Annotated in this window: 24 protein-coding genes; 12 read left to right on the top strand and 12 right to left on the bottom strand. The window is 43.5% G+C overall.

Going from position 1 to position 26,439, the window contains the following annotated elements:
• Positions 1–27: 27 nt before the first annotated feature.
• The 3 genes from LYNGBM3L_RS00600 to LYNGBM3L_RS00610 form a co-directional block, all read right to left on the bottom strand.
• A complete protein-coding gene (locus LYNGBM3L_RS00600; protein WP_008177763.1) occupies positions 28–801 on the bottom strand; it encodes a hypothetical protein in 774 nt (257 codons plus the stop codon).
• The gene (locus LYNGBM3L_RS00605; protein ID WP_008177765.1) at positions 798–1,847 is read right to left on the bottom strand and encodes a Rieske 2Fe-2S domain-containing protein; all 1,050 of its coding nucleotides are present in this window, start codon (positions 1,845–1,847) and stop codon (positions 798–800) included. Before LYNGBM3L_RS00605 ends, LYNGBM3L_RS00600 begins: the two co-directional genes overlap by 4 nt.
• A 97-nt stretch (positions 1,848–1,944) precedes the next feature.
• Positions 1,945–2,457 carry a hypothetical protein gene (locus tag LYNGBM3L_RS00610; protein WP_008177767.1) on the bottom strand — a complete coding sequence of 171 codons (513 nt, stop codon included), beginning with the start codon at positions 2,455–2,457 and terminating at the stop codon, positions 1,945–1,947.
• A 39-nt stretch (positions 2,458–2,496) separates the two neighbouring features.
• Between LYNGBM3L_RS00610 and LYNGBM3L_RS42550 the strand changes: the two genes are divergently transcribed.
• The gene (locus LYNGBM3L_RS42550) at positions 2,497–2,769 is read left to right on the top strand and encodes a hypothetical protein (protein ID WP_154659634.1); all 273 of its coding nucleotides are present in this window, start codon (positions 2,497–2,499) and stop codon (positions 2,767–2,769) included.
• Positions 2,770–3,034: 265 nt separating this feature from the next.
• On the opposite strand, the gene LYNGBM3L_RS00620 is transcribed toward LYNGBM3L_RS42550, so the two are convergent.
• Positions 3,035–3,481: a YraN family protein gene (locus tag LYNGBM3L_RS00620; RefSeq protein WP_008177774.1), complete on the bottom strand. Its 447-nt coding sequence runs from the start codon at positions 3,479–3,481 to the stop codon at positions 3,035–3,037.
• 41 nt (positions 3,482–3,522) lie between these two features.
• Here LYNGBM3L_RS00620 and LYNGBM3L_RS00625 point away from each other — a divergent pair, with 41 nt between their 5' ends.
• From LYNGBM3L_RS00625 to LYNGBM3L_RS00635, 3 genes are all read left to right on the top strand, one after another.
• On the top strand, positions 3,523–3,870 hold the full coding sequence (locus tag LYNGBM3L_RS00625) for a hypothetical protein (protein ID WP_008177776.1): 348 nt from the start codon (positions 3,523–3,525) through the stop codon (positions 3,868–3,870).
• 381 nt (positions 3,871–4,251) lie between these two features.
• Positions 4,252–4,617, top strand: a complete 366-nt coding sequence (locus LYNGBM3L_RS00630) for a YtxH domain-containing protein (RefSeq protein WP_008177778.1) — start codon at positions 4,252–4,254, stop codon at positions 4,615–4,617.
• 538 nt (positions 4,618–5,155) lie between these two features.
• Positions 5,156–5,725, top strand: coding sequence for a DUF948 domain-containing protein (locus tag LYNGBM3L_RS00635; RefSeq protein ID WP_008177780.1), 570 nt, complete (start codon positions 5,156–5,158; stop codon positions 5,723–5,725).
• A 129-nt stretch (positions 5,726–5,854) separates the two neighbouring features.
• Here LYNGBM3L_RS00635 and LYNGBM3L_RS46850 read toward each other — a convergent pair whose 3' ends face one another.
• Together LYNGBM3L_RS46850 and LYNGBM3L_RS34560 are read right to left on the bottom strand one after the other, a co-directional pair.
• Entirely contained in the window at positions 5,855–6,034 is a 180-nt protein-coding gene (locus LYNGBM3L_RS46850; RefSeq protein ID WP_008177782.1) for a hypothetical protein, read from the bottom strand.
• Positions 6,003–10,460, bottom strand: coding sequence for a reprolysin-like metallopeptidase (locus tag LYNGBM3L_RS34560; RefSeq protein ID WP_008177784.1), 4,458 nt, complete (start codon positions 10,458–10,460; stop codon positions 6,003–6,005). Before LYNGBM3L_RS34560 ends, LYNGBM3L_RS46850 begins: the two co-directional genes overlap by 32 nt.
• A gap of 1,347 nt (positions 10,461–11,807) precedes the next feature.
• Here LYNGBM3L_RS34560 and LYNGBM3L_RS00655 point away from each other — a divergent pair.
• The 3 genes from LYNGBM3L_RS00655 (at position 11,808) to LYNGBM3L_RS00665 (ending at position 15,258) form a co-directional block, all read left to right on the top strand.
• Complete coding sequence (locus tag LYNGBM3L_RS00655; protein ID WP_008177789.1) at positions 11,808–13,154, top strand: ABC transporter substrate-binding protein; 1,347 nt, start codon at positions 11,808–11,810, stop codon at positions 13,152–13,154.
• A gap of 441 nt (positions 13,155–13,595) precedes the next feature.
• Positions 13,596–14,189: a hypothetical protein gene (locus tag LYNGBM3L_RS00660; RefSeq protein ID WP_008177791.1), complete on the top strand. Its 594-nt coding sequence runs from the start codon at positions 13,596–13,598 to the stop codon at positions 14,187–14,189.
• Positions 14,190–14,409: 220 nt separating this feature from the next.
• A complete protein-coding gene (locus tag LYNGBM3L_RS00665; RefSeq protein WP_008177794.1) occupies positions 14,410–15,258 on the top strand; it encodes a carbohydrate ABC transporter permease in 849 nt (282 codons plus the stop codon).
• Between the two features lie 16 nt (positions 15,259–15,274).
• Here the strand turns inward: LYNGBM3L_RS00665 and LYNGBM3L_RS42555 are convergent, their stop codons facing one another.
• Both LYNGBM3L_RS42555 and LYNGBM3L_RS48250 read right to left on the bottom strand, forming a co-directional pair.
• Positions 15,275–15,418 (bottom strand): hypothetical protein, encoded by a 144-nt coding sequence (locus tag LYNGBM3L_RS42555; protein ID WP_154659635.1) that lies wholly within the window; start codon positions 15,416–15,418, stop codon positions 15,275–15,277.
• A 138-nt stretch (positions 15,419–15,556) separates the two neighbouring features.
• Entirely contained in the window at positions 15,557–15,682 is a 126-nt protein-coding gene (locus LYNGBM3L_RS48250) for a hypothetical protein (protein ID WP_267871961.1), read from the bottom strand.
• Between the two features lie 55 nt (positions 15,683–15,737).
• On the opposite strand from LYNGBM3L_RS48250, the gene LYNGBM3L_RS00670 reads away from it, so the two are divergent.
• Positions 15,738–16,625, top strand: a complete 888-nt coding sequence (locus LYNGBM3L_RS00670; RefSeq protein WP_044491826.1) for a carbohydrate ABC transporter permease — start codon at positions 15,738–15,740, stop codon at positions 16,623–16,625.
• A 131-nt stretch (positions 16,626–16,756) separates the two neighbouring features.
• Here the strand turns inward: LYNGBM3L_RS00670 and LYNGBM3L_RS00675 are convergent, their stop codons facing one another.
• Positions 16,757–17,464: a hypothetical protein gene (locus LYNGBM3L_RS00675; RefSeq protein ID WP_008177798.1), complete on the bottom strand. Its 708-nt coding sequence runs from the start codon at positions 17,462–17,464 to the stop codon at positions 16,757–16,759.
• Positions 17,465–17,588: 124 nt separating this feature from the next.
• On the opposite strand from LYNGBM3L_RS00675, the gene petL reads away from it, so the two are divergent.
• Positions 17,589–17,687: a cytochrome b6-f complex subunit PetL gene (petL, locus tag LYNGBM3L_RS39340; protein WP_071106406.1), complete on the top strand. Its 99-nt coding sequence runs from the start codon at positions 17,589–17,591 to the stop codon at positions 17,685–17,687.
• A 304-nt stretch (positions 17,688–17,991) separates the two neighbouring features.
• On the opposite strand, the gene LYNGBM3L_RS00685 is transcribed toward petL, so the two are convergent.
• Together LYNGBM3L_RS00685 and LYNGBM3L_RS42560 are read right to left on the bottom strand one after the other, a co-directional pair.
• Positions 17,992–18,909 carry a histone deacetylase family protein gene (locus LYNGBM3L_RS00685; RefSeq protein WP_008177803.1) on the bottom strand — a complete coding sequence of 306 codons (918 nt, stop codon included), beginning with the start codon at positions 18,907–18,909 and terminating at the stop codon, positions 17,992–17,994.
• A 76-nt stretch (positions 18,910–18,985) separates the two neighbouring features.
• The gene (locus LYNGBM3L_RS42560) at positions 18,986–19,126 is read right to left on the bottom strand and encodes a hypothetical protein (protein ID WP_008177807.1); all 141 of its coding nucleotides are present in this window, start codon (positions 19,124–19,126) and stop codon (positions 18,986–18,988) included.
• A gap of 341 nt (positions 19,127–19,467) precedes the next feature.
• Here LYNGBM3L_RS42560 and gyrA point away from each other — a divergent pair, with 341 nt between their 5' ends.
• Both gyrA and LYNGBM3L_RS00695 read left to right on the top strand, forming a co-directional pair.
• A complete protein-coding gene (gene gyrA / locus LYNGBM3L_RS00690; RefSeq protein WP_044491792.1) occupies positions 19,468–22,083 on the top strand; it encodes a DNA gyrase subunit A in 2,616 nt (871 codons plus the stop codon).
• Between the two features lie 109 nt (positions 22,084–22,192).
• Entirely contained in the window at positions 22,193–22,759 is a 567-nt protein-coding gene (locus tag LYNGBM3L_RS00695) for a Uma2 family endonuclease (protein ID WP_008177811.1), read from the top strand.
• A 120-nt stretch (positions 22,760–22,879) separates the two neighbouring features.
• On the opposite strand, the gene era is transcribed toward LYNGBM3L_RS00695, so the two are convergent.
• Positions 22,880–23,896: a GTPase Era gene (gene era / locus LYNGBM3L_RS00700; protein WP_008177814.1), complete on the bottom strand. Its 1,017-nt coding sequence runs from the start codon at positions 23,894–23,896 to the stop codon at positions 22,880–22,882.
• 201 nt (positions 23,897–24,097) lie between these two features.
• Here era and LYNGBM3L_RS00705 point away from each other — a divergent pair, with 201 nt between their 5' ends.
• Positions 24,098–25,975, top strand: a complete 1,878-nt coding sequence (locus LYNGBM3L_RS00705; protein ID WP_008177816.1) for a DUF3370 family protein — start codon at positions 24,098–24,100, stop codon at positions 25,973–25,975.
• Positions 25,976–26,439 lie beyond the last annotated feature (464 nt).

Raw genomic sequence — 26,439 nt, forward strand, 5'->3', positions numbered from 1 at the left:
CCCATGGATTGCCCATCATCCCCAGCTTTACTGAGTCACCAGTTCATAACTTTCTGGGTCAGCTTTGAGAACAAACATATCCCCATATTGAACTACTTCCCCAGTGATGCGGATAGGGTCAGCTACCTTATCCAAAATCCGAGAGTTAACCGCCTGGTTTTGCCGATCTACTAGGAGCAGATAAAGATTATCCCCCTGCTGATTGTACACGAAGAACACCGGAGGAACACCACCACTGATGCAGCGAATAGCACAGGAGCGATGGGTTTTAGTTTGTCCTGGTTTCATCACCCCCGGGTAGCATTTACTGTCTACAATCTCTCCTAAGAGGGAGAACTCACCCAGAGATTTACCCGCATCCGGTTTCACTGCTCCCGAAGGAGCGTCAATTGCCTCTGCAGAGCGAGCTGCTATCACCGTAAGGTTGTTGCGATAAACTGGACTACCGGTTAGCTTGACCCACTTTCCCACTTGATCCAAGACGCTGGACTTGGGTGAGGTTTTTCCCGGACCCGTGAGCAAGTAGCGAGAGTAGGAGGCTTGGGAGGAGGTATCCCCTGGACGGGGTACCAGCAAGTGAGGAACAGGTTGTCCTAACAGCAACCCTTCAAACTCTTGAGCCTTATTGACCTTTCCAGAATTAAACTGGTCATGAATTAAGGGGAAGACAGCCCCTAGAATCAGAATCACCAGGGCTAGGACGGGAATCAATATTAACAGAAACCGTTTGATAGCGGTAGGCACCTTACCATAACCGATATAAAATTCATCGGTGTTTTGACCTTGGCTGTTGGTACTCACGTCTTTTCCTCCATGGCGATTACAGCAGGACTAACGCTGGTACCAGGAAGGTTCGGTATAGTTTTCACTAAAATGCGATCGCCCTCTAATTTAATATCAAACGTAGGGATTTTTTCTGTAAACGGTGGCGGGGAAGCACCGTTTTCTGGCAGATACTGGTAGCCGTGCCATGGACAGGTGATGCAGCCATCCACAATTTTTCCCTCCCCTAGAGGGCCATTCTGATGCTGACAGACGTTGGAAACAGCAGAAATCTTACCGTCATACTTAAAAATTGCCACCCGCTCGCCCCCGAGAGTGACTATCTTAGCTCGCTTTTCCGGGATTTCTGCGATGCTGCCCGCATCCACAAATTCTTCGTTTCCTGTAACAAGCTCCTGATTGTCCTGCCCGAACTCCCGAATCCCTGCTGCCAAATGCACTCCCACAATCCACACTAGTCCAACACCAACAGCAAGGGTCAGAACTGGATCCGTGTTAGTTTGCAGTGCTCCTAGCAGGACATGACCTGTCAGTAGTCCGTAGGCAAGATAAACGCTCATATGTAAACCTTTCCAAACCGGAGCCGTTAGGTTAGCCAGCCAGAAATCGTGGCTAGTGGCTGCCATTAGGAACAAGATCACCAGGGGAACAAATCCCAAAACCTGGAAGGGAAAGCGAATAAAGGTAAGATAGTTAGTATTGCTCACAAACAGACTGACCAGAGGTTCGAGATTGCCGAAGTCGTGGTACCATTGCAGGCCAAGGCGGGTGTGCTGGAGAGCCAAGAAGAACATCGTAACCCCCATATGACGCCGATTGTAGAGGAGGGGATAGAATTTTGGACTCAGGCGAGTTAGCGGACCAATGGATAAGATCACATGCAACAGGATGAAAGCAGCTGAGCCAAAGGCGCGAATCCTGACTCCCCTGATGTCGATGTTGCTATCGAACCACTGGGTAACATTGATGAAAAGTACAATATAAAGGGCAACTAGGCTCAGAAGGATAGCATCGTAAATAAACTTCTGGCGGTTCCACAGAACAGCTTTATAGGCAACACTCATTTTTTTACTAAAGGTTAATTGCTATTGCTATTGCTCATTATTCATTAGTTATTAGTTATTATTAACTATCAGTAAACCTTCTTTTATTTACTAAGCACTAATAACGATAAAGTCTAGTCAGTTTGGCTGGCAATGGTAGAGCTGTAATCAGCTTTTGTTGCCCCTGGCTGTATATCAGCAAATGTCCCGCTTTGCCTCGCACACTGGGAGGAAGCAAAAATTGTTTACGAGATAACCCGGCCAGATTGCCTAGCAGTATTGAGCGGACGCTAATTTCTGTGGGGGCTTTTTGCCTAGGGTCCCAATACAGCAAGGGATCGGGAACTTGGAGCAAAGAAAGAGACTTAAGTTCCATCACCAGTTTGCCTTGGTAATTGACAAAGGTTTCAACATGAAACCGAAATGTTCCATCATCAAGTTTAGTTGAGCCAATTGCCTTTCTGGGTTGGGTTTGTGTCACGAACCCTGCCTGTGTAAATAAGTTATTGCTAGCTACATCAACTGGTTCGTAACTAGGACGCAGTAAAATCCCTGCCAAGAAGCACACTGGTAGGACAACTGCTAGTACCACAAAGGAATAAAAGTGAGTTTTACGGCGAGCGAGAATCATAGCATTTCCCTTTCAGGTCAGTCGTTTGGCCGAGATACGGTGAGCATTGCGTTCAGTCGGAAGAGTTTTGCCTCTCAACAGGCGAGTGGCAAACATCGGCCAGAAGGCAGTCACACCGGGAATGATCATAATGCGAAAGCCGATCGCCCATCCCTGGGCATTGGGATCCACCCGTTGCACGCCAAAGATGACGAAAGGAACCGCAAAAATCAAACCTGCGACCAGGTAGACGCGGAACAGTTTTATGATCCACTCGACCATAGCAATGGTGAGGCTTTCCATGTTTCTACTCTTGAGGAGTTATGGATATGATTCAGTTTATACCAAGCTATGATAATGGGTATCTGTTTCTTCTTTAAGATTAGGTAATACCGGAGAATCTGTCTGCCTGAAAAAATCGTATGTTTGTGACACTCCCACCTGGGAAGCCTCTCAAGGCTAGGTTTGTTGAGATAAAGGGCGCTGACTATACCAAGAAGCAAGTCCCGAAAAAATCAGGCAAAAGCAAGCCAAAAGGCAATGTTGATGATTAAGAAAAAATGAGCTAGCAGCAAAACCCAACCCCCAAACCGAGTAGCTAATCAAAAGCTGACTGCATGTAGTGTTGTAGCATCAGCTTATATCCTGCCACCAATACCGGTTGAGCTAGTTCAACTATCGGAAATTCGATCTCTTGATCTGCGGTTGTAGAGTGTAAAGGTTGGTTCAGGCACTGGCAACGGACAAGAGCAACATCAAATCGGCACGGTAAATCAGCTAAATCTGGATGTTCTGACAGAAATAACTCAGCTGTAAGCCGGAGTTTAGCTTGCTTTTGTGGTGTAATTGCTAGCATACCATCGGCATCCCAATTCCCTCGACTGCGAGTTTTAACCTCGACAAAAGCCAATGCCACCGGGTTTCCTTTGGCAATTAGGTCAATCTCTCCCCATCGACAGCGCCAGCTATGGTTTAGGATGATCCAGCCTTGGCTTTGTAACCACCTAGCGACTAACTTCTCTCCCAGTTGCCCAACCTTAGCCATCGTATCATTGTAAAGTCAATTATATCACTGGTATCTTGATTATGATACTTGTAATCGTCATCAACATTATGCTCTCCCTCTTGTGTCTATACATTGCTTGCCAAGTTTGGCGATTGGGACAGTGGCTTTCATCTATCGCTAATCAGTTGGAAAGGGTTGAAGGCCGTATCTCTAAAACGTTACATAGTGCTCCCAAGGCAATTGTTCTTGGGCAAGTAGGTATTCATGGTTTAAGAGAGGAGTATCAACAATTACAGGTTAAGCTACACACACTCAAGCAAATTTTTCTACTGTTGGGTATGCTTCAAAAATTTGGAGGATTTAGGTGGCGCTTTAGTAATAAACCGATGAGCAAGAACAGCTTACTTCCTCAAAAGCGATCGCACTAGTATAGCACTACGCATTCAGATGTTTGACATTCCCAAACTACGAAACGTAAGTAATCGCTGACTTCTGACTTCTGACTTCTGACTTCTGACTTCTGACTTCTGACTTCTGACTTCTGACTTCTGACTTCTGACGCTAAGCGTAGCGCTATATCAGGTAGTGACTAGTATCGGGTTGTAGTATTCCCAGCATAGCCGTCACCAACCCTAAGCGGCAACTGAGATCACCCTCACCGTAGCTCCCGTGATCAACCCACACTCAAGCGCCTACTAACTACTGATTAATTATCAAGCTACTTGTAGGATAATTAATCAAAACCATTTAGTATAAAAGTTTTATCCATCCCATTTATCTAAAATTGTTGGAGGAACACAAATCAAAAGATGTCAAAAAAAAGTGCTGGAACATTTATCGGTGGCATGCTATTGGGTAGTGCCGTAGGAACAGTGGTAGGGTTACTAATTGCCCCCCGTACTGGTCGCGATACGCGCAAGCTATTGAAAAAATCAGCAGATGCCTTACCCGAATTAGCCGAAGATCTTTCTAGCAGTGTGCAACTACAGGCAGATCGCCTTTCCGATTCCACACTGCGTAACTGGGATGATACCCTAGCTCGACTAAAGGTAGCGATCGCAGCAGGTCTTGAAGCTTCTGTCCCTGAAAAAGGTTCTGTCCCTGAAAGCGTAGAGCCTCAAAAGTCCGAGTCGGCAGTTGCCGCAGAGTCCAACTCGTCCGCTAATCAACATTAGCTTTAGGCATCCCGGACGGGGGGTAAGAAGGTTTAGTGCTTTTTTTTGGTGTTACCGATTGACCCAATCTCATGGGTTTTTTCTTACGTGCCCTTCTTCCGCTTCTTCCCCCTCTTCCCCTTCTCCATAAATTATCCCCCTACAAGTGCAAAGTCCTGTTTTTGTGTCGGTTAGCCGACTCACGAATATCGGAAATGGAAAAATTTATCCTATGGTGCAAGTATTAGCCAATAATATTACTAAACGTTGTCAAATACGTTGTCAAATGTCAAGAAAACTGATAGCATACAATTGGTTAAAGTTTGGGCGAGCTTAATGGTGTTTTCTCAAGGGTGTTTTTTCAAGACTCCAAGCTTGCTATTGAATTAAGTTGACTTAAGCTTAATTACTGCAGGCGAGGGCTTGATCAAAAAAGTCGTAAACTCCGATTTTCCATTGCCAGTTACTGAATCATAGCACAGGTTAACCTGTATAATAAATCAACGGTCATCACCCCTCTCCCCCATAGACGGGGCTTCCCAACATCCTAGGATTTTTTGTGATTGATCCTCTATTTTGGCTCGGGCTGTCCTTTCTGCTCGTAGCAGTTAGTTTAACCGCTGTTTTGGTAACGTTATTGCCTGCTGTACAAGAGTTAGCGCGGGCAGCTCGTAGTGTGGAAAAATTAGCTGATACCCTAAATCGGGAATTACCACCGACCCTAGAAGCCATTCGGCTCACAGGCTTAGAAATCAGCGACTTGACGGATGATCTTAATCAAGGAGTCCAAAGTGCTGGTCACGTGGTTCAACAGGTTGATCACAGTATTAGCAGTGCTAAAAACCAAGCCCAAAAAGTCAAAGAGAATACTCGTAATGTGGTTAAGGGTGTCAAAGCTGCCTGGAAAACTTGGAGGGGTACCTCACCAAAATCTTCTAGGTCAATCGATTCCCTACCATCATCTCACAGAAAAGCTCTAGAAATTCCTGAGACTGATCAACGCTCATCAGACGTTAATCAGCCAAGGCTCGGAGATAGTAACTATAACCATAAAGAGGTCAATCACGGGACTCGTGAAACCTCTGGTAACGAAATCCATGATAATTCTATCGATGATAATTCTTTTTAGCGAAGGCAATACCAAGACTCGAACCTGAAGACTATACAGAATAAATAAAGAATAAATGTAATGGCACCCTTTAGTTTATAAATTAAAGGGTGCCATTATACCGTTTTTGTTAATGGATGAGAAATCTAGTTAGTCAGTAATTGAGAACTGGTAAACACCAGCAGATAAAAGTATAGCAATCCTATTCAAACAGGCAGAAAAATCAGTCCGACTCTCGGTAGATGCTTCCCCATCTTCCCTAACTTCGGTCATCTTGCCAATCTTACAACTGGTCAGATTAGGAAAGAAATTCAAGTCTACTGCTGACATCACTCACAGATACATCGTGTAATACTGCAATCAAATCATTCTTAAAATATAAAGCTGTGCTACCGGGTAACCCATTATCAGCGTCAACCAAATCATATTGATCCGCTACACCATAGAGCTGAATGATGTCTTTAGATTCTAAGTCATAAATCTCTGCATAATCATTGTCGCCCTTACCCTGGTAGAAAGCGCGATGATCATCTCCTAGGATAAAAGTATCTGACCAAGCTCCACCAACAAGAACATCAATTTCACCATTACCTCGGGAACCATTTCCAACTCCATTGAGAGTGTCATTACCGGAACCTCCAATCAAATAGTCGTTACCAGAGCCACCCTTAAGGAAGTCATGGTGCTGCCCACCGTCGAGGAGGTCATCACCCGAACCTCCGATCAAATAGTCGTTGCCAGAGCCACCCTCAAGACTATCATGGTCCCGGCCACCGTCGAGGAGGTCATCACCCGAACCTCCGATCAAATAGTTATTCCCAGAGCTACCTTTTAAGGTATCATGGTCACTCCCGCCATCAAGGGTGTCATCACCCGAAGCCCCGATCAAAGAGTCGTTACCAGAGCCACCCTCAAGGCTGTCATTTCCATCGTCTCCTCTAAGGTAGTCATTGCCAGAGCCACCTTTGAGGGTGTCACCTCCCTTACCTCCTCTGAGACTATCATCTTCTGTCCCAGCCTCGATCAGGTCATCACCCGAACCTCCGCTTAGATTGTCCTCACCTGAACTACCTTCTAGGGTATCGTTGCCTACATCTCCCATGATCCTATCATTGCCAACACCCCCAGAAAGGGAGTCATCTCCCTGACCACCTCCGAGAGTGTCATGACCCGAGCCACCATGGAGAGTGTCATTGCCCCAAGTGCCCCTGAGAAAGTCGTTACCGAAACCTCCCACAAGACTGTCATCCCCAGAACCTCCTGAAAGAGTGTCATGACCCGAGCCACCAATTAGTGTGTCATTATTGCGATTACCCCAAAGCCTATCATCACCATGACCGCCTTCAAGGCGGTTATCGTAACGGTCTCCCCTAATCGATTTGCTTTCCCAATTCTGGTTAAGGACTTCAATCGTGAAAATTTCCTCGTAGCTTTTACCTCCGGAATCCGTGGTGCGGATTTTGATCGGGTGACTAGAGTTGACATCAAAGTCTAAGAGAGTGCCATCTTTGACTTTTAGTTGATCGTCAACAATTTTAAAGCGACCCTGAGCATCATCTAATAATTTATAAGTATGGCTATCTCCCCAATCAACATCCTTAGTAGTCAGCCTAGCAATAGTAGTGCCATTTTTACTGAATTCTTTGACACTGTTGCCATCAAGGCTGATATCTGTCGGAGCAAAATTCTGGTTAAGGACCTCAATGGTGAAAATTTCCTCGTAGCTTTTACCTCCGGAATCCGTGGTGCGGATTTTGATCGGGTGACTAGAGTTGACATCAAAGTCTAAGAGAGTGCCATCTTTGACTTTTAGTTGATCGTCAACAATTTTAAAGCGACCCTGAGCATCATCTAATAATTTATAAGTATGGCTATCTCCCCAATCAACATCCTTAGTAGTCAGCCTAGCAATGGTCGTGCCATTTTCACTCAATTCCTTGACACTGTTCCCAGAAAGGGTGATATCCGTTGGAGCACTATTCTGGTTTTCGAGGACTTCGATACTGAAAGTTTCCTCGTAGCTTTTACCCCCGGAATCCGTGGTGCGGATTTTGATCGAGTGACTAGAGTTGTCATCAAAGTCTATGAGGTGGCCATTTTTGACTTTTAGTCGATTGCCATCAATTTTAAAGCGACCTTGAGCATCATCTAATAATTTATAAGTATGGCTATCTCCCCAATCAACATCCTTAGTAGTCAGCCTAGCAATAGTAGTGCCATTTTTACTGAATTCTTTGACACTCCTGCCATCAAGGCTGATATCTGTCGGAGCAAAATTCTGGTTAAGGACCTCAATGGTGAAAATTTCCTCGTAGCTTTTACCTCCGGAGTCGGTGGTGCGGATTTTGATCGAGTGACTAGAGTTGTCATCAAAGTCTATGAGGTGGCCATTTTTGACTTTTAGTCGATTGCCATCAATTTTAAAGCGACCTTGAGCATCATCTAATAATTTATAAGTATGGCTATCTCCCCAATCAACATCCTTAGTAGTCAGCCTAGCAATAGTAGTGCCATTTTTACTGAATTCTTTGACACTCCTGCCATCAAGGCTGATATCTGTCGGAGCAAAATTCTGGTTAAGGACCTCAATGGTGAAAATTTCCTCGTAGCTTTTACCTCCGGAGTCGGTGGTGCGGATTTTGATCGAGTGACTAGAGTTGTCATCAAAGTCTATGAGGTGGCCATTTTTGACTTTTAGTTGATTGCCATCAATTTTAAAGCGACCTTGAGCATCATCTAATAATTTATAAGTATGGCTATCTCCCCAATCAACATCCTTAGTAGTCAGCCTAGCAATAGTAGTGCCATTTTTACTGAATTCTTTGACACTGTTGCCATCAAGGCTGATATCCGTCGGAGCAAAATTCTGGTTAAGGACCTCAATGGTGAAAATTTCCTCGTAGCTTTTACCTCCGGAGTCGGTGGTGCGGATTTTGATCGAGTGACTAGAGTTGTCATCAAAGTCTATGAGGTGGCCATTTTTGACTTTTAGTTGATTGCCATCAATTTTAAAGCGACCTTGAGCATCATCTAATAATTTATAAGTATGGCTATCTCCCCAATCAACATCCTTAGTAGTCAGCCTAGCAATAGTAGTGCCATTTTTACTGAATTCTTTGACACTGTTGCCATCAAGGCTGATATCCGTCGGAGCAAAATTCTGGTTAAGGACCTCAATGGTGAAAGTTTCCTCGTAGCTTTTACCCCCCGAATCGGTGGTGCGGATTTTGATCGAGTGACTAGAGTTGTCATCAAAGTCTATGAGGTGGCCATTTTTGACTTTTAGTCGATTGCCATCAATTTTAAAGCGACCTTGAGCATCATCTAATAATTTATAAGTATGGCTATCTCCCCAATCAACATCCTTAGTAGTCAGCTTAGCAATGGTAGTCCCATTTTTACTGAATTCTTTGACACTGTTGCCATCAAGGGTGATATTCGTCGGAGCAGTGTTGGTAGTTTGAGGCTCCTCTTGAACATACTGAACGTCGCTAATATTTGTTATTGTGTCCGGAATAATAATCTCTTCCCATACAGGTGCTTGACTCTCCTCCTCGAAGATAATCTTAAGGAGATCGCTTTCAGAGACTGTATGGTAGTCTTTGAGGGTAATCGAACTATCCGAGCCTAGACCAAGAATCAGGTCATCACCGCTTTGGGTTTGGGTCACACTAGAGAAAGCATAATTGGAAAGATCTAAAGTATCTAGATAGTTCCAACCTTTAATAAGATCATCACCCGTGGAAATTTCAAGTTCATAACCGCTAAAGATATTGGCCGCACTATTGGCAATGATGTAATCGTTACTGTTGGAGTTGATCAGATTTTCAAAAACTGTACCGAATGCGATCGCAGTCCCAAATTCAGACGTAACGTATTCTCTTCCGCTGTCATCGCTCCTAGCTTTATAAGAGCTATCATTGTAAGCTTCTTGGGTGGTCAGAATACCCCCCTCATTCATATCAAAGTGGTAACCTTTCTCCACAAAAGTCAGGTTTGAAAAGTCTAAGGTATTTACACCACCACTATCCCAGAGGGTTTGCTTAATCTCTTCGATCGGTTTGGTTTTACCATAATACTCACTACCATCTGTGTAGTAATTAACGCTGTCAAAGGAGTAAGTAGTATCCCCGTGGTTATACTCCCTAGCTCCATAGATAGACTGTAATGCTTGAATGTCGTAAATCATTGGGGTAATCGCTGATTTCCCAGCAAAGTTATACGACATTACTGTGTTGGTGGTATTGTCCTCGTTAAAGGGCAAAAATGGACCGTGATCATTATCCTCGTATGGATTCGGATGTTTTAACCCCAGACTATGTCCTATCTCGTGAATCACGGTCATGTAGCCATGATTCCCTGGATCGTCAGCAAATCCGTTATTACCTGTGGTGTCGTAAGCTTGGTTCAAATGCACATCCCCGGCCACATCCGACCAATTGCCAACATTGGTATTAAATCCCTCAGGCAAATAGGTATAGGCATAGCCCGGACCATCAGATACCATGTAGCGCAATAGACCATAGTCTGTTGCTGTATCTGCTACCTCATGGAAATCAACAGCAATGTATCTTTCCAGAGTTTCGAGGATGCTTCTGATATTGTCTTTGGTTTTTTCTGATATCTCTGAAACCCCCGTTTCAGGTCCGTAATAAGAACCACTATTGGCATTGTTATAGAAGCTGTAGGTGATAGTATTAGTGTCCCAATGGTGATGATCCAGAAGTGAATCAGCTGAGGAAAATGTGTTAGACATTGCTTTTAGTTAACTCTTACTGCTTGACAAAGCCTAGTTACGGTAAATGATTTGGCGCTCAGGGAAGTTCCTGATTGTTGATGGTTCATGTTTAATGGCTTATTGCCAGTTGCCATGAATCGTAGCTATAACCCCATTCTATAACTATTAAAAACCACTGAATTTCCTAGGATATTTATGTGAAAAACAATAAATATTAGATAGTTTTTAGACTTAAATTAATCATGAATTATATATGTTTAAAGTCAAGTTTAATATGTGTATACTTTTGGTTTGGTTTTGGTTTTTTTACGGCTTATATGCCCAAAAAAAACCAAAACGTAAATCCGGACAATAATCAGTAATTAAATAAATTAAATTTAAATAAATTAAGTTAGCATTTTTAAGTATGAAATATGAATTTTTATTGAAGTTTTTGATTGTCAATTAAGCCACATTAACATCAGATAGCGTTTTTATTTTAGTTTTGAACATACTACCTTAGGTAATATACAAAATACAAAATGCAAAACGCAATAGGGGAAACAGCTCCAGCGTTTTATTGTCCACTAAAGACCTCCTAGGTTTACATCTCATTTATAAACCCTATAAATAAAGCCTAGGAATAGGGATAAACTCTCAAAATTTTCCAGTTTACGTCGAACTCCAATCCTAGTTATGTGAAGTTAGTATAAAGTTATAACAAATAGATAGAGGCTAAAATCAGTAGTTTTTCTAGGTCACCGTTTATTGGTAAGCATTCAGCATTCAGCTTAAGCTTTTTTTTGTAGGTGATGTCGCCATGATGCCCTTTTGTTCGGTTCGTTCTGTTGCCAGCATCATGAATGGCTGATAGCTGGCAACCATAGCATGGGCTTAGTTGCGTAGGGTGCGTAGGGTGTGTTATATCATGTCAGGATAATTACCCTTAATAAAAATTTCCCCCATCTCCCCATATTCCCCTCCTGGGAGGTTCCCATCTCCCCATCTCCCCACACTTCCCGCGCCCGGGCCCCAAAATTGATGGGTATTCAACCAGACTTGATATTAGGGGCGGGCTTGCCCTCATCTTCAACCTCGTAGCCAGTGTTGCGACAGCCCGCCCCGTAACCCACCACCCAAGGGCGAGCCCTGATTTTCTTGGTAGCCAGTGTTGGGACAGTCGGTCCCGTAACCCACCACCTAGTAGGCTGAAGGGTTACGTTGATCAAGCCTGCCTTTCAAACATAGAGTCTTTCATCTGTGTATTCTGATTTCTCAAGCTTCCCCTCCCTAAGTTGTTGCTCAAGTCATTGAGTGGGGTTATCTTAGAACGGAATTGTACTCACAGTATGAGTGTCATTATTTGCTAAGGCTCATAATTGAAAGATGTTCAGACCCAAATTCTGGATCAAGATAGGTTTTGTCGAACAGATAGGAGAATTTTTGGCGAAATTTAGAACTAAACCGGCTCCTAACACGGTATTTACTACTGTATTTCTAGGTTTATCTTTAGTTTTAGTCGCCTGTGCCCCCAAAGGTAGAGAAAGTAAAAGCAATACGGTTACTATCCTGGGAGTAATGACAGGGGAAGGGGAGCAAATCATCGAACAGATACTAGAACCCTTCACTAAAGAAACGGGTATCAAGGTGGTGTATGAAGCCAGTAGTGATTTCGCCACCCTCCTACCTGTGTTGGTGGAATCTGGAAATGCTCCCGATCTTGCCATGTTCCCTCAACCGGGTTTGATGGCTGACTTTGCTAGGGAAGGTCAACTGGTCCCTCTAGATACCTTCATGGACAAATCCCAGTTATCTGCTGCTTATTCTCAAAACTGGCTAGATTTGGCAACTGTCGATAGTAAAGTATACGGGGTGTGGATTAGGGCGGCGGTCAAAAGCTTAGTTTGGTACAATCGAGCTGCGTTTAAGGCAGCTGGTTACAAAATCCCTAACACCTGGAATGAAATGATGGCACTGTCCGATCAGATTGTGGCAGATGGCGGTGTCCCTTGGTGCATCGGAATAGAAAGCGGTGCGGCTACAGGATGGGTTGGTACCGACTGGATTGAGGATATTATGTTGCGCACGGTTGGTGGGGAAGTGTATGACCAGTGGGTTGCTCACAACATTCCCTTTAATCACCCAGCGGTTAAGAATGCTTTTGAGCAGTTTGGCAACATTGCCCTTAATCCTAAGTATGTGTTTGGTGGTACTGTTGGTATTATTAGCACTCCATTTGGTGACGCAGCCACACCCTTATTTGATAACCCCCCAGTTTGCTATCTGCATCGCCAAGCTAGCTTTCTTACTAGCTTCTTACCTAAAGATGTAGCCCTAGATAAGGATGTGAGTATCTTTCTGTTACCGGGTATTAAACAGGAATTGGGAGTGCCAGTGTTAGTGTCTGGTATTGCGACTGCTATGTTTAAGGATACTCCAGAAGCACGGAAGTTGATGGAGTATTTATCAACTGCCCAACCCCATACTATCTGGGCAAGTCAGGGAGATTATGTTTCACCCCATAAACAGGTTAGTTTGGATGCTTACCCCAATCACATTCTTAAACGTCAAGCGGAAATCTTAGCCAATGCGGATATGGTGCGCTTCGATGGTTCGGATATGATGCCAGGAGCCGTGGGTACCGGGACATTCTGGAGTGGCATTGTTGATTATATTGGTGGGACAGATGTGGATACAGTTCTGAAAACTATTGAGGAAAGTTGGCCAGATTAAGTATGAGGAATTAGGGATTAGTCATTGTCAAAAAAAATATTTATTTAAAATCGCCTTCTAATGTTACTTTAGCAGAATTGCCTGGGAAATCTGTAACTATAAGATACTGAAATCAAATTAAGTCAGTTATTCGCAACCATTTAGCGAAAGGGACAATAGTGCCGTTTAGGCATTAATTACGATTAAATCTCTGAGTGCAATATCAGCAATTGCGCTTCGCTCCGCTGTAACGGCAATCCCTTGGGGTGTAAGCAGGAAGGATATAGTAGGATGTCAGTGACTACTATAAATTTGGCGTTGCTGAATATTTGGGTACTGTATAGTTGGAGCAGTTACCGATTACCGATTACCGATTACCTTTGGATCTTCCATAATTGAGGAACACCGTAAGTTTAGGATTCCCCCTTTAGGCCAAACTCAAGTTTAAATAAGAAATAAGCTATGGATACTAGTCAGATTGATAAATTTGTTTCCTATTGCCAAGGTGAACAGCCACAAAGTGAAGAAGATATGAGACGTTTTTTTATAGGGGTTATTGGTTTTCCCTATGATAAGGAACTTCTATTACAGGCATATCTATTTTTCAATATAAACTCATTATTTCCAACCTGTAGTCAGCTCATCCTGTTTGAAAAGGCTCTAATCCAAGACTATACAAATTTAGGCAAAGTGGATTTTGTTTATCTTAGTAAAAACAAAAAAATATTTTTAATTGAAACAAAATATATTGATACTGAAGCAACAGGAAAACACGAAAGAACTAGAAGAAATAAGCATAGAAATAAGGTAGTGGAACAAGTCATTGATTGGAAATACAAATTGAGGGATTATTGGAATATATCAACTAACCAAATTAATTGTGGAGTATTTACAACCGATCCACAAGTAGGTGATCGTGCAAGGAGCACTGACATTATCGCTAAATCAATATCTATCTATGAACTGGAACGGTGGCAAAAAAATTATAAATTTTATAAATTAGACCATGGCAAGAAACGGGATTCGGTGAGAGATATATATGAGGTGATCAAGTGATCAAGTGATCAAGTGATCAGGTGATGAAGTGATGAGGCAATGAAGGATGGTATTGTTCAAAATTGTTACTTTCATTCTCGCCGTTGTCATAGGCTGTGCTGGGGTGATGGCTTTGTTATATGGCATGAATGGCTTGGTAAATCAGCTACCCAATAAAACGCGATTGACCTTGGCCAAAAGGCCACGCTACGCGAACGGTCACGCTACGCGAAAGCATTTTATGGCTTGGGTATACTTAGCCCCTGCTTTAGCATTACTAACCGCTTACCTGATTCTGCCCACCCTCAATACTATCTATATCAGCTTCTTGGATAAGCGATCGCAAAATTTTGTGGGACTGGACAATTACATCTTTGCCTTTACCAACCCTACTATGCTAATCGCTTTTCGTAACAATGTCCTTTGGTTGGTATTGGTAACAGGGTTTAGTGTAGGATTGGGTTTAATTATTGCGGTGCTGGTGGATCGGGTACGCTATGAACCGGTAGCCAAGTCCATAATCTTTATGCCCATGGCAATTTCCTTTGTGGGGGCTAGCGTGATTTGGCGATTTATCTATGCTTTTCGTCCAGCTGGATCAGAACAAATTGGCTTACTCAATGGCATTATTACCCGTTTAGGATTTGAGCCTGTAGGTTGGTTAGTGGAGCGCGAACTTAATAATTATGCTCTGATTGTGATTATGATTTGGTTGCAGACAGGGTTTTGCTTGATTTTGCTCTCTGCTGCAATCAAAGGTATCCCCAAAGATATTATCGAAGCTGCACGGATAGATGGAGCTAGTGAGTGGCAAATCTTCTGGACAATTACTATTCCGATGATACGAGGGACTATTGCTGTGGTTGTGACTACTGTAGTAATAGCGGTGCTGAAAGTCTTTGATATTGTCTGGGTGATGACCGGTGGTAATCAAAATACGGAAGTGATTGCGTCTCGTATGATTAAGGAAATGTTCAATTATCGGAACTTTGGACGAGGTAGTGCGATCGCAGTTATTTTATTACTAGTTATTATTCCAGTTATGATTAGCAATATCCGTCGATTTCGAGAGCAGGAGAACAGCCGTTGATAGTAATATATAATTATTATTTGAATTGTGAACATACTCCCGCTTGGGAAAGGCAAGAGGCAAGAGGCAAGAGGCAAGAGTTAATCAAGTAGCGATGCAGCAAGGGAACAGGTGAGCCAGTGAGGCCAAAGGGGATTTCCCCCATTCGCGACTGCATCAAGACATAGAAGGATTTTGGTTAAGGTCAAAAACGGTAATTATGATTTATTATTTCTAATTGATTTAGAAATGCTATAGTATTCAGATTAAAGTTAAAATTTGATTCTGATGGCGTCACCGAGTTAAGCAACTGTTCTAGCTATGGTTGAAATTCTATAAGGCTTGGGGTGATGCGATCGCATCTTGCCCAGTTGTTTTGCCCAGTTGTTTTGCCCAGTTGTTTTGCCCAGTTGTTTAACCACTGCTGTTGTGGGATTGGTTGCACAAAGCGCTTATCTTGGAAAAAAATCGACTATTCCAGACATGACTTTAACCCAGCTATGGTACCAAAACCGCTCTTTGTAGCAAAATCCCAACATCTACAGCAATTCTTCTGGAAAATCCCGATTCATCTGACCCTGATTATCATCTCTTTGATCTGGACTCTACCCACTGTTGGCTTGTTCATTAGTTCCCTACGCTACCGAGATGATGTGCTCAAAACCGGTTGGTGGTCAGTCTTCCAACACCCCTTCAATTTCACCCAATACCACCTCGGTAACTATATTGATGTGATTACCTCCGAAGGGATGGGACAGGCATTTCTCAATAGTCTGGTTATCTCGATTCCCGCTACAGTCATTCCGATTGTGATCGCTACTTTTGCTGCCTATGGGTTTGCTTGGATGAAATTTCCTGGTCGCCAAGTCCTGTTTATGGTAGTAGTTGGTTTGCTGGTAGTCCCGTTACAGATGACTCTGATTCCGGTATTGCGAGTCTACGGATATCTAGGACTTTCCGGTACATTATTAGGTATTTGGTTAGCCCACACAGGCTATGGTTTGCCCTTAGGAATTTATTTATTGCGTAATTATATTGCTAGTTTGCCTCAGGAGTTAATCGAAGCAGCAGCAGTGGATGGTGCGTCTCATCTGACCATAGTTACCCAGCTGATTGTGCCTCTATCCATGCCTGCGATCGCATCATTTGCCGTGTTTCAATTTCTCTGGGTATGGAATGACTTGCTAGTTGCTTTAGTCTATCTCGGAGTTACACCAGACGTTGCCCCGTTAACGATCCGATTAACAAATATAGTAGGTTATCGTGGGCAGCAGTGGCATCTTCTTACCTCTGGTGCATTTATCACCATGATTGTACCACTGATTGTGTTTTTTGTTCTACAGCGGTACTTTGTGCGGGGGATTTTAGCCGGTTCGGTTAAGGGTTGAAACTCTTATCTATAGCAGTTCTTAATTGGGAGAGGTACTTTCGTCCTGGGTTTTAGGGAGCTTCAACAGCTGGGAGTAGGGAGTAGGGAGTAGGGAGTAGGGAGTAGGATTCAGTTTATCGAGGGTGAGATTCAGGGCTGACCTACTTTAGGTAATTCTGTTTCATTGGAGAGAGCGAAATTATCTAAAGAAACCTTTGCTGAATAGGCAATAGCATCCCGCTGGTACAAAATTAATAGGCTATTTGCGTTTAGAACCTTGTAACCCAAAAATCTATCTACTCCACTTACTACTTCCTGATAGTCATTACCATTGTAATGGGTAAATGCTATTGTGAGCATATCATTGTTTGTTAATCTTCCATCACCATTGGTATCTTGTTTAATAAGGTGGTATAAAACTGCTATAACTGGTTTAGATTCAACCCTGTTATTAGCTCTATCATTAGTTTCTGAAATGAAGCTATCGCTAGTAATTAGATAGTCATTATTAGCAAAGATCCATTTGCTTTTCCCTGTTTCACTATCCAAAAACAAATAGTTTATAGTTGAGCGTGTCGATTTGCTATAATAGGATTGGGTATAAGATTGGTCTGAGTAAAGCGGCACCATTAGATAGGTTGTGCCATCAACCTCCCTGAGATTACCCAGCTCCCACTCTTGAGAGCTTGAGCTATCGTCATTAACATTAACAATGTTAATCCCCTGGCGCTCTCTCGTAGTGCTTTTGACTATCTCGATAGCAGCAAAAGCTAAAACTGCTATTGCTAGCAATCCAGTAGCCATAATAACAATGGCATTAAAGCGCCACACAAAACGAAAAAATTTATTGTCTTCCATGTTTGTTCACCGTTGACTATTGACGGTTGACTATTGACGGTTGACTATTGCTCTGAGGAATAAGACTCAAGATCAGGTAAAATTAGGTAATATTATTATAATAGTCAATTTTTGGGAGAATAATATGATCTCTGGAGCAATCGCTTACTTTGTAATTCTAGCTGGTGCCACTGTTGTGGCTCTGACTCTATTTTTTGGACTTAGAGCAGTTAAGTTGATCTAACTACTCTTGTTTCCAAAACAATTAAAGCAGTATGGCGGGTTGAAACATTTAATTGTTTTGAGTATAGCCGCATACTGTAGCGCTATAGTTAACCGTAAGCATTCAGCAGTCAGCGGTCAGTGGTCAGCTTATTTTATTCAAAAGTACTGCGCTACGCGCACCCTGCGCAAAAAGTAGCCTAGTGACACAGGCTTCGACGTTGGGACCACCTAACCCATAAGCTGATACGCGACACGCTGATAGCTGAATGCTTACAGTTAACCAGCTATACTTACACCTAGCTATACTTACCCAGATCAACTCTCTAAGTCAAACAAGCTTCAATTGTTGCTAGCACCGACTGAGCTAGAGCAGTGAGTTCATACCCCCCCTCTAAACCAAAAACAATCCGACGAGTTAGTTGCAGACAATAGTTCGTAAATAGCCCATAATCATCTGGCTGCAAGGCAATATTTGCCAAAGGATCTGCGGCATTAGCATCATAACCAGCACTGACAATCAATAAATCTGGCTGAAATTTGGTTAAAAATGGCATCACTTTCTGTTCAAACATAGGCTGGTAATCTGCTAACGTGCTGCCTGGTGCCATGGGAAGATTGAGGACATTATTGTGAAACCCCTGTTCACTGGCTTGGCCTGTACCAGGATAGCAAGGGGATTGATGAAGGGAGATGTAGGCAATGCGAGCATCTCGTTCCACAACATCTTGAGTGCCATTGCCGTGATGGACATCCCAGTCTAAGATGGCAACCCGTTCGACTTCCGATTGCTCTAAGGCGTAGTAAGCTGCGATCGCAGCATTGGAAAATAAGCAAAACCCCATCCCTCTCTGACGTTCAGCATGATGACCAGGGGGACGGGCTAGAACAAAGGCTGAATTATTGGTAGTGAGGACTTGATCTACCGCATCTAGCCAAGCACTAACGGCGAGTAGGGCAACATCGTAACTGCGGGGGGATATCCCTGTGTCCGCATCTAACCTGCCACCATTACTCCTAGCAATTTTTTCAACTGTCTCAATGTAGCGCTGGCTATGAATTTGTTGTACTAGAGGCATCACTCGACGAGTTTCCACCGCTGTCGGTAACTGCCACTTAATTTGGTCAGCCCAAGGTGCAGCTTTGATGGCATTCACAATCGCCGTTAAACGTTCTGGTCGTTCTGGGTGAAACCGACCGTTATCGTGTTCAAGAAACTCATCGGAGTAAATGACAGGGAACATATTATAGCACGATTCAGCCAAAATTATGGAAAAACGTTTTAGAGCAAGGTACTTGTGAATAGATTAACCTTTCCGATTATTTCATCAGGTGATCCCTAAACAGACCAAACACGACACCAAAAGCGATCAGAGCTAGAGCGAGGCTGGCAGGGATTAAATCTGGTCTCAAAATGAAGGCAAAAATAGCTAAGCCGATCAAAACATAGGATAGTTTCATCAAAAACTCCTTAGTTGTTGGGAACTTCTGAGGTTTAGTCAGGGAAGGAAAACAATCTGGTGGTATAGACCGCCAGTCAACATCAGCAAGAAGAGGTGAATGTCCTAAGCTGCCCTAGGAAATTTTCGGTCTTTTTCCCATAATTTTTGCACAAGAAGCGCGAATCTGCTCATTGTCTAAGGCTTGCCCGTGGTTCTGTTACCGGCTATAGTCGAGATTTTGTGTTAAAATTTAAAAATAACCAGCCAAATTTGGAAAATAAAGGTGTTAAAAGCCTCTTTTGAGAGATTTTAACCGATTTTTTTAGCAAAATCCTCGATAATAAGGGAGTTTGTCCAACTATGAGTACATCCCAAGAACGCATTGTCCCGACAAATTTGCGGAACGAAATGTCCCGGTCTTATTTAGAATACGCCATGAGCGTCATAGTAGGTCGGGCATTACCAGATGCCAGGGATGGGCTCAAGCCAGTACACCGAAGGATTCTCTATGCGATGCATGAGCTGGGATTAAGCCCAGAGCGTCCGTTCCGCAAATGCGCTCGTGTGGTGGGGGAAGTGTTGGGTAAGTATCATCCCCATGGGGATACTGCTGTTTATGACGCTTTGGTGCGCATGGCTCAGGATTTCTCCATGCGATCGCCTCTGATTAATGGTCATGGAAATTTTGGCTCAGTAGACAACGACCCCCCAGCGGCAATGCGTTACACAGAGTGCCGCTTGCAAGCGATCGCTACCAATGCCCTACTCCGGGACATTGAGTCAGAAACTGTAGACTTTGTTGATAACTTTGACGGTTCCCAGCAAGAACCGACTGTCTTACCGGCACGGATTCCCCAATTACTGCTCAACGGCTCATCGGGGATTGCTGTGGGTATGGCAACCAATATCCCCCCTCATAACCTGGGAGAGTTGGTGGATGGCTTAGTGGCCGTGATCCATAATCCCGAAATCACTGATAAGGAATTAAGGCGGTATATCCCTGGTCCAGATTTCCCCACTGGGGCACAGATTTTAGGAACATCGGGTATTAAAGATGCTTACACCAGTGGTCGGGGTTCTATCACCATGCGAGGTGTGGCAGAAATTGAAACCATTGGGCAACGAGGTCGTCCAGACAAGGAAGCCATTATTATTACTGAGCTACCTTACCAAACTAATAAGGCAAGTTTAATCGAAAAGATTGCTGAATTGGTCAATGATAAGCGCATTGATGGCATTTCCGATATTCGGGATGAAAGCGATCGCAATGGCATGCGCATCGTAATCGAACTAAAGCGCGATGCTTATCCCAAAGTTGTCCTGAATAATCTCTACAAGCAAACCCCCCTCCAAACTAATTTTGGAGCAAATATGCTAGCCCTGGTGGGCAATGAACCCCAGTTGCTGACCATAAAGCAGTTCTTAAACGTTTTCCTGGATTTCCGCATTGAAACCATTACCCGACGGACTCAATATCAATTGCGCAAAGCTGAGGAACGGGATCATTTACTGCAAGGGTTACTAATTGCCCTAGATAGCTTAGATGCTGTGATTGCGGTGATTCGGGGGGCGGCGGATACGACTACAGCACGAGGACAATTAGTTACAGAATTTAGTCTATCTGAAGCCCAAGCTGATGCTATTTTGCAAATGCAGCTGCGCCGTCTGACTGCTTTGGAAGCCCAAAAGATTCAAGCTGAGCATGAGGAATTACAAGTTCGGATTGCGGATTTAAGGGATATCCTAGCTCGCCGAAGTCGCATCCTGGAGATTATTGAAACTGAAGCCCAGCAACTGAAACAGAACTTTGCCACACCACGCCGCACACAAATTCAACAGGTTGAAGGGGAACTGGATGATACTGACCTGATTGCTAATGAAAAAGCTGTGATTCTGCTGACTGAGCAAGGGTATATCAAACGCATGCCTGTGGATGAGTTTAGAGCTCAAGCTCGGGCAACTCGTGGTAAAGCTGCTGCCAGGATCAAAGATGATGATGAGGTAGAGCATTTCTTCACTTGCTGCGACCACGATAGCATTTTATTTTTTAGCGATCGCGGTGTAGTGTACTCTCTGCGTGCCTACCAAATCCCGGCTGTATCTCGCACCGCCAGGGGGGTACCGATTGTGCAGATGTTACCCATTCCCCACGAAGAAAAAATTACTTCTATTGTACCGGTATCTGAATTTACGGATGATGAATATCTAGTCATGTTAACTCATAAGGGTTACATCAAGAAAACTGCTCTAGATGCTTTCAGCAAAATTCGGGCAAATGGATTAATTGCTATTTCCCTCGGGGAAGGAGACCAGTTGCGGTGGGTACTTCGTGCTAGGGAAGAAGACAGCATCATAATTGGGTCTCGTCATGGCATGGCAATTCACTTCAAGTGTGACAATGATCAACTCCGCCCCCTCGGTCGTGCGACCAGAGGAGTTAAGGCTATGAAACTAAAGGGTGATGATGAATTAATCGGTATGGATATTTTGTCCGGTCAAATCATCGCTAGTCTAGCTGCTGCTGAGGATTCAGAGGAAGAGACAGAAGACCTTAGTGATTCTGAGATGGTGGAAACAGCAGCTCAAGGTCCTTGGGTATTAATTGTCACTATGGGAGGCTATGGTAAGCGGGTACCGGTATCCCAATTCCGGCTACAAAACCGTGCGGGTATGGGAGTTCGCTCAACCAAATTCCGTTTACCCAAAGACCAACTGGCAGCCCTACAGGTAGTTAATGAAGGGGATGAATTGATGATAGTCACTAGTCGAGGGATTATCATTCGTCAAGCTGTTGATGCTATTTCTCCCCAATCTCGCATGGCAACTGGGGTCAGAGTGCAAAAGTTAGATGATGAAGATGCGATCGCAGCGGTTGCTTTGGTTCCCATTTCAGATCAAGAGCAGGAAATCGAAGAGCAGGAACTCCCAGACCAGGAACTCCCAGACCAGGAAGAGTCGGTAGATTCAGATAAATAAACCACTAGAAATAAACCTACAATAGGTTTTTGTAGACGGTTAACCGTCAACCGTCTACAAAACCCACCTTAACTACACTAAGAAAACGGTTTTCTAGGAGGCAACTCAAATGATTCAAACTGCCAAAAAGTTTTACACATTTGAAGACTATCTTTCCTACCATGATGACACTGACTACAAGTATGAGCTTGTTAATGGAGAGCTTATTGCTATGCCACCTGCTAGTGGACTACATGCCCTGATTATGCTTTTTTTATTCAAGCAATTTGATAGAGAAATTGAGAGGGTTAGTTTAGATTGGGTTGTTATGCCTGGTAATCTTGGGGTTCGCACAGCTGAGAATAAATCTAGAATTCCTGATTTAGTCATTATCTCAGAAAATCAGCGGCAAGCTATCAGTTCCATGTCATCAGCGGTGCTGGAATCAGCACCACTACTAGCAGTAGAAATTGTTAGTGCAGGTAATCCCCAAGATGATTACCGCTACAAGCGTTCTGAATACGCGGTGCGGGAAGTGCCTGAATATTGGATTGTTGATCCAATTAAGTCTAAGGTTTCGGTTTTGCGTTTAGTTGATGGGTTTTATGATCTGACAGAATTTACAGGAAATAAAAAGATTGAATCACAAACATTTCCCGAGTTAGCTTTGACAGTTGAACAAGTATTTGCAGTTTAGACTAATTGTTAATGATTAAGTATTAAAATTAGCTCTTGAACCAAGTTTAAAATTTATCTGTATTTCTATCACTCATAAGTTTACATAGCAAAAAATACTATAGCTATAGTAGACTTACTATTACTTCTCAACCCGATATCCCAACTCTAATAACCGTAAGCGAGATTGTCGCCATTTCGGTTTTACTTTCACAAACAATTCCAGGTAAACTTGACCAGCAACTAACTTTTGAAGTTGTTGACGAGCCGCAGTACCAATTTGTTTGAGCATATTACCCTTTTTTCCAATTAAAATACCTTTTTGGGAGTCTCTCTCTACATTGATCGTAGCAAAAATACGGGTAATTTTTGGTTGCTCCTCTACTAAATCAATAGTAATAGCAACCGAGTGGGGGACTTCCTCACGAGTTAGGAGTAAGATTTGCTCTCGAATCAATTCCCCCATGATAAACCGTTCTGGCTGGTCGGTTAAGAAGTCAGGGGGATAATAATATGGCCCTGGTTCTAAGCGTTCAATTAATTTCTGCTGCAATAGGTCTAAGCGATCAGCTGTCAGGGCAGAAAATTTTACGACTTCCCAGCCTTGAGCAGTAGCTAGTTTAGCATAACTAGCATCGATTGATTCTCCCCTACTGTGTCGAGGTTGTATATCTGATTTGTTCACACCCAAAATTACTGGTGTCTTAGTATGGCTCAGTAGATCAACAATAAAGCGATCGCCTCCTCCCGCCTCCACCGTACTATCCACCACCAACAGCACCACATCCACTAACTCAATCGCTATTTGGGCATTTTTCACCAAGACCTTACCCAGTTGATGATGAGGTTTGTGAATCCCTGGCGTATCCACAAAAATCAACTGAGCTTCCGGTGTGGTCAAGATACCTCGCAGCCGATTTCGGGTGGTTTGAGCCACGGGCGAAGTGATAGCAATTTTTTGCCCTACCAGTTTATTCATCAGTGTGGATTTCCCCACATTCGGACGTCCTACAATCGCCACGAAGCCAGACTTAAACCCATCTGGAGCAACCGGAATAGTTCCTAGAACTGATGGCTTGATAACTTTTTCCTCTAGGTTATCTTGGGAAGAGTCTATGGTCGAATCATCTTGGTCTTGGATTTTAGAATTGTCAGTCATTGAACCAATCGTAGTTTTTATTGTTTTATTATGAAATTTATGTTAGCAACATAGATAAGGACTATGTTGAGTATGTTGTTACAGGGGATAACACCCCGGTTAATTGACCAACAATATCATAAATAGAACTGATCGTGGGCTTGAAGTAAAAAATTCCAAGTTAGTTACCCACACTCAAGCAGTTTAGACTACATACTACTTATGACCAATACCGCTACTTTCCCTGACCTGGAAAATCATTGGGCGAGAGATTGTATCAACCAACTGCGGGATCGTAAGTTGGTCAGTGGTTACCCGGATGGTAAATTTCGTCCTAATTCTAGAATTACCCGCGCTGAGTTTGCCGTCTTAATGCTGAATGCCTTTCCCTCAGCACCGATTCAGCGGGGTGGTATTCGTTTTAAGGACGTACCTAGTAATCATTGGGCCAAAAATGTGATTCAAGATGCCTACAAGCGAAGATTTTTTTCGGGCTATCCTGGCAGACGATTTAAACCCAATGAGTCCATTTCTCGAGTGCAAGCGATCGCAGTTTTAGCAGGAGCAAAGAATTTCCCTATCCCGTCAGATCCCGATGGAACTATCAGACGGTATTTTACTGATGCTACCCAGATTCCCCAGTATGCTAAAAATGCGATCGCATCCGCAGCAATTAATACTATTGTGGTTAACTATCCCAATATCAAACAGGTCAAACCAAATCAGAGTGCTACCCGTGGTGAAGTAGCGGCTTTGCTGTGTCGGGCGTTAAACATCTATGCTGTTCCACCTCAGTATATTGCTGGAGTGGAAGTTTATCCTGATGATGTTCGTAGTTTACCAGGGCAATTGGATCAGGTGCCTGTCTTTAATAGCAATAGTCCAGAACTAGTCAGAAGTGAGGGAATTTTGCTGTCTACGTTTTCACCGGAAGGGAAACAAGTTGCTTCTGCCCACCTTGACTATGGCTTTAATGGACGGTTTGATATCTTTAGCCACCATATTGCTAGAGCAGAGACTCAGGCGGAAACCCATCCCCTTTACCAAGGATTGATAGTTTATAATCCCAATGACACACCTGTTACAGTGGACGTCTTGCAAGGGGCGAGTTATCTGTCTACCCCAGATGCACCGTTTATCTCGTTGCCGGATATGGTAGATAATCCCAACGGTACAGTCTATGCTGGTCCTGGCAGTCGGACAATGAATGATGTACTCAGGGGAATTCTCAAAGAAATGTTTCCCGCTAAACTGGTGCTGAAGGCAAAACAAAGCCAGATGTTAATGAATCAGCCAATTCCAGTTAAACGATCACCAGCTTCCAATGGTCGTTCTACCATGATGCGGTTACGAAGTGATGGGATGGTGTATCTGGCTAACTTAGCGATGAAAGCCCCTCGTGATGGCAATGGAAACTATCGGGAACCTACGGTAGCAGAATGGCAAAACCTACTGGATACGGGTAGCTTAGCTCAACCCCGTGGACCGATACCCACTCCTCTCGAACCACCTCAAGAACCGACGGTGTTTGGTCGGGTGGCTGGTGTTTCCCAAGGTTCTCAATGGCAAGTGCTGATTCAAGATAATCCAAATGTTAACTATTTGAGTATTCCTCAGCTCGGGCAGGCATTTTCTTATGTGTTGGGGACCCTACATCTGATTACTCTGAGTACAGGGCAAATTCAAAGTGCACCGATGTTAAGGCGCTATCCCGATACGGCCTACTTTGCCCACAGTAATTATGGGGTAGAATACAATATAACTTTACCATTGAAGAATACTACTAATCAACCCCAAACGGTGACGGTATCGCTGCAAACGCCATTGAAGGATGAGGGGGGTACTGATCGACTGCTGTTTTTGAACCCACGGGTTGAAAACGTGTTCTTTCGGGGTACACTCAGAATAAATTATGATGATGATGATCGAAAGGCTCAGACGCGCTATGTGCATTTAGTGCAGCGACGAGGACAGCCAGGGCATCCATTGGTGACGTTGAATTTAGCCCCTGAAGAAGTTAGGCAGCTACAGGTGGATTTTCTCTATCCCCCGGATTCGACACCACCCCAGGTGCTTACAGTTCGGACTTTGGAGGGTTAGGAGAGTTGGAAATCGGCTCACAAATGCAAGGTCGCAATGGCGCGTACGCACAATCAAATATTAATCTCGATTCTAGTAGTCTGACGGATTTAGCATGAATCTGCTATTGTGTAACGTTAGCACCATACTAAACTTTATCAAAAATAGCTGATGCGAGCAAAAGCGATCAGTATTAACTATTTAGGAGTTTAGTTATTGCTGACGAAGTTTTGCCTAAGATCATCAAACAAGCAGAAATGCTGACTCTAGATGATAGAGATGATCTAGTTACGGCAGGTACTGCCTAGGGATATACCTAGAATTGCTGTCGGCACCAGAACAACTATATCACACTCAGGTTGCTAGATAACTGTTGCTAGATAACTATTGATACGTTGATCACTTATGCCTTCTCAAACCTTTATCGTGCGTGCTCATACTCGTACGATCCATACCCGTCCAGTTACCTTTTTCTGCCCGAAATG

The sequence above is a fragment of the Moorena producens 3L genome, assembly GCF_000211815.1.
GTDB classification, from domain to species: Bacteria; Cyanobacteriota; Cyanobacteriia; order Cyanobacteriales; family Coleofasciculaceae; genus Moorena; species Moorena producens.